This is a genomic window from Pseudomonas sp. TJI-51 (assembly GCF_000190455.2).
GTDB lineage: Bacteria > Pseudomonadota > Gammaproteobacteria > Pseudomonadales > Pseudomonadaceae > Aquipseudomonas > Aquipseudomonas juntendi.
In genome coordinates this window covers 1-2,848 of record NZ_AEWE02000160.1, presented here as the reverse complement: position 1 = coordinate 2,848, position 2,848 = coordinate 1, and the positions used below count along the sequence as shown (strand labels likewise).

General features: G+C 57.7%; 3 protein-coding genes and 3 tRNA genes. All 6 read right to left on the bottom strand.

Annotation, left to right across the window (positions count from 1 at the left end):
- Positions 1–111 precede the first annotated feature (111 nt).
- Positions 112–187: transfer RNA gene (locus G1E_RS25715), tRNA-Thr, on the bottom strand.
- A 29-nt stretch (positions 188–216) separates the two neighbouring features.
- Positions 217–290: transfer RNA gene (locus G1E_RS25710), tRNA-Gly, on the bottom strand.
- Positions 291–314: 24 nt separating this feature from the next.
- Positions 315–398 (bottom strand) — tRNA-Tyr (locus G1E_RS25705).
- A 152-nt stretch (positions 399–550) separates the two neighbouring features.
- Entirely contained in the window at positions 551–976 is a 426-nt protein-coding gene (locus tag G1E_RS25700; protein ID WP_009681394.1) for a hypothetical protein, read from the bottom strand.
- 7 nt (positions 977–983) lie between these two features.
- On the bottom strand, positions 984–1,733 hold the full coding sequence (locus G1E_RS25695; RefSeq protein WP_009681393.1) for a pantothenate kinase: 750 nt from the start codon (positions 1,731–1,733) through the stop codon (positions 984–986).
- Positions 1,723–2,682 (bottom strand): bifunctional biotin--[acetyl-CoA-carboxylase] ligase/biotin operon repressor BirA, encoded by a 960-nt coding sequence (gene birA / locus G1E_RS25690; protein WP_009681392.1) that lies wholly within the window; start codon positions 2,680–2,682, stop codon positions 1,723–1,725. The genes G1E_RS25695 and birA overlap by 11 nt, the downstream gene beginning before the upstream one ends.
- Between the last annotated feature and the right edge of the window lie 166 nt (positions 2,683–2,848).

Sequence of the window (2,848 nt, the reverse complement as noted above, 5' to 3'; positions counted from 1 at the left end):
TGGGGAAGGGAACGATCAAACTTTTCCTTAGCCATCGATACAACCCTCGCAGAAGAATAGTCTTGCGCTGATAAAACAAAGGCAGATATTTTCATATCTGCCTTGTTTGTATGGAGCTCTTGAGCGGACTTGAACCGCTGACCTCACCCTTACCAAGGGTGTGCTCTACCAACTGAGCTACAAGAGCGAAACACTTTGTGCAAAACCCAGCAAACTTGGAGCGGGTAGCGGGAATCGAACCCGCATCATCAGCTTGGAAGGCTGAGGTTCTACCACTAAACTATACCCGCGGAGCTTGTGGCTCTCGCTAAAACTGGTGGAGGGAGAAGGATTCGAACCTTCGAAGCTCTCGCAACGGATTTACAGTCCGTCCCCTTTGACCGCTCGGGAATCCCTCCAGATGTGGCCGGCATTCTATTTGTCTGCCGTCCTAGTGTCAAGCGTTTTTTCAAATTTTTTCAATCAAATCTGAAACTTAGCTGCTTTGACACCGCTTCCAGCTCTACCACCTAAGTGGTGTTCCCTGTGAAGCGGGCGCCATTCTATCAAGCTATTCGTCAGTTGCAATACCCTGGCAGAAAATAATTTTATGTTTTAAGTCTTTGAAATCATTGGAAAGAGATGAGAGCACCGTTTCATCCAGCAATCGCTCGCTTTCCGGGGCTACCTTGAGCCAACGACCATCGGCACCAGGCAACTGCCCTACCACCGGCACCGTCGCAATATCGAGGCTAAGCAGCCGCTGGCGCAGGGCTTCGAGCTGCGCCTGCACCATTACCCCACCGATTACCAGGCATTCATCCCGGCGCTTTGGGGGTGTTGATACACCCGTTTCACGCAAAAGCCGGATTTCTTGCTGACTCCCCTTGTACAGAGACAAGGGTGCGACTTCCTTGACCTTCAGCGGGGCTTCCTGCTGATGCCACACGTAGTAGAAGACGTTGAGCACCAGTAACAGCAGAAACAACCAACGCATAGGCACCTCAATCCAATGGACAAGCCATGGCCAGCCCCACGAACACCAGGTCGGGCACGACACGCGCCTGGGGCACGGCCTCCCTCACTAGCGGCGCATCGCCCCCAGTGAGGAATACGGTGAAATCTTCACCCCACAGGGCGCGTGCCTGCTCGAGCTGCGTTCGGGCAAAACCCTGCAGCATCAGAACACAACCGCGCTCGACTGCCTCGACGGTTGAGCGCCCTGGCAACAGGCTGGTCAACGCGCGCTCGGCGGAGGCATCGTCATAACGAATGCGCCGGGTGTGGGTGCGCAACTGACTGCGCATCAATGGCATGCCCGGGCAGATATACCCGCCCAGGTGCTCGCCATCCGCAGCCACGAAGTCGGCTTTTGCAGCAGTCCCCAAATCGATGACCAGGCAAGCCCCTTTGGCAACATGAAATGCACCTAACGCGGCCAGCCAGCGATCCATCCCCAAACGCTGGTAATCCTCATAACCGTTGCGCACGCCTGCCATTTCCCGGGCGGGGTGCGCTACCCGGGCCTGAACGGCAAAGGCCTGGGCGATAACCGCGCAAAGCGCATCGGTCTCTTCCTCGCTACGCACACTCACAATGCGACAGCCCGTAAGACGCACCGAGGCGAGTGCGGCCACTTCGGCCACCAATGCCTGATCGGAGTCGACAATCCCGCCGCCCTCGATCACTGCATCGGCGACATGGATGACCCGCCATTTGATAAAGCTGTTTCCGCAATCGAGCTCAAGAATCATCACGCAACCTCAAACTGAGCTCACCACCGCTGAAGCTCTTCTCCACTCCATCCACCTCAAGGCGCAAGCCGCCCTGCCCGTCGACGCCAAGAACAACACCATCAACACGCGTGTTACCGGCAATCAGCGATACACTCCGGCCTTGCCAAAGGTGCGCCTGCTCCCATTCCTCCTGGAATGCAGCGAAACCATAGCGCCGATGACGTGCCAGTTCATGCTGCAAATGCTGGGTGAGCGACGCCACCAGGTGATTCCGGTCTATTGCCCCACCCAGCTCGCGCCGCATCGACGTCCACTGCTGGTCGACCTGCTCGTTCGCCTGCATGTTCACATTGATGCCGACACCCAGCACAACATGGCAGACATCGGCTGGATCTCCCACCAGTTCCAGCAGAATGCCGGTGATCTTCATCCCGCGAACCAGGACATCGTTAGGCCACTTCAGCCCTACATCTTTTACACCAAAGCCCTGCAAGGTGCGCATTACTGCCAACCCTACCACCAGGCTCAAGCCTTCAAGCTGGCGCATGCCGCCGTCAACCCGCAGCACCAGGCTGTAGTACAGGTTCTCGGCAAACGGACTGACCCATTGCCGACCACGTCGGCCACGGCCAGCGCTCTGGCGCTCGGCCAAAACCAAAAAGGGTGCTGCCTGGCCCTCACCCGCCATGCGCAGGCCTTCGGCGTTGGTCGAGTCGATCGTGTCGTGGATGAATACTGGCCACTGCTCGCCTTCGGCGAACCCGGCGATTGCTTGTGCCTCAAGCAACACCAGCGGCGCAGCCAATTGGTAACCACGCCCACGAACTTTGTGAATGGTGAGGTTCAGTTCACTCTCCAGGTGCTGCAGCTGCTTCCAAACGGCGCTACGACTCACCCCGAGGGCCGCCCCCAGAGCTTCTCCGGAATGGAACCGGCCGTCCTTGAGGAGATTCAACAACTTCAGCATGCCAGTCTCGACTTGGAATAAGGCAGGCATGATAGCTATGGGCTGGGGGATTGCATAGGAAAAGGGCCGAATGCCTCGGGCTTAAACGCTCAGCCTGACGATAATGGCGCCGAGGAGCAGGCGCTGTGATGGCTCCGGCTGCGCCGGTGTTCGCGGGCACGCCCGC

Coding starts and splice junctions, on each gene's coding strand:
- G1E_RS25695 (WP_009681393.1), bottom strand. CDS start 1,733: ATGATTCTTGAGCTCGATTGCGGAAACAGCTTTATCAAATGGCGGGTC.
- G1E_RS25700 (WP_009681394.1), bottom strand. CDS start 976: ATGCGTTGGTTGTTTCTGCTGTTACTGGTGCTCAACGTCTTCTACTAC.
- birA (WP_009681392.1), bottom strand. CDS start 2,682: ATGCTGAAGTTGTTGAATCTCCTCAAGGACGGCCGGTTCCATTCCGGA.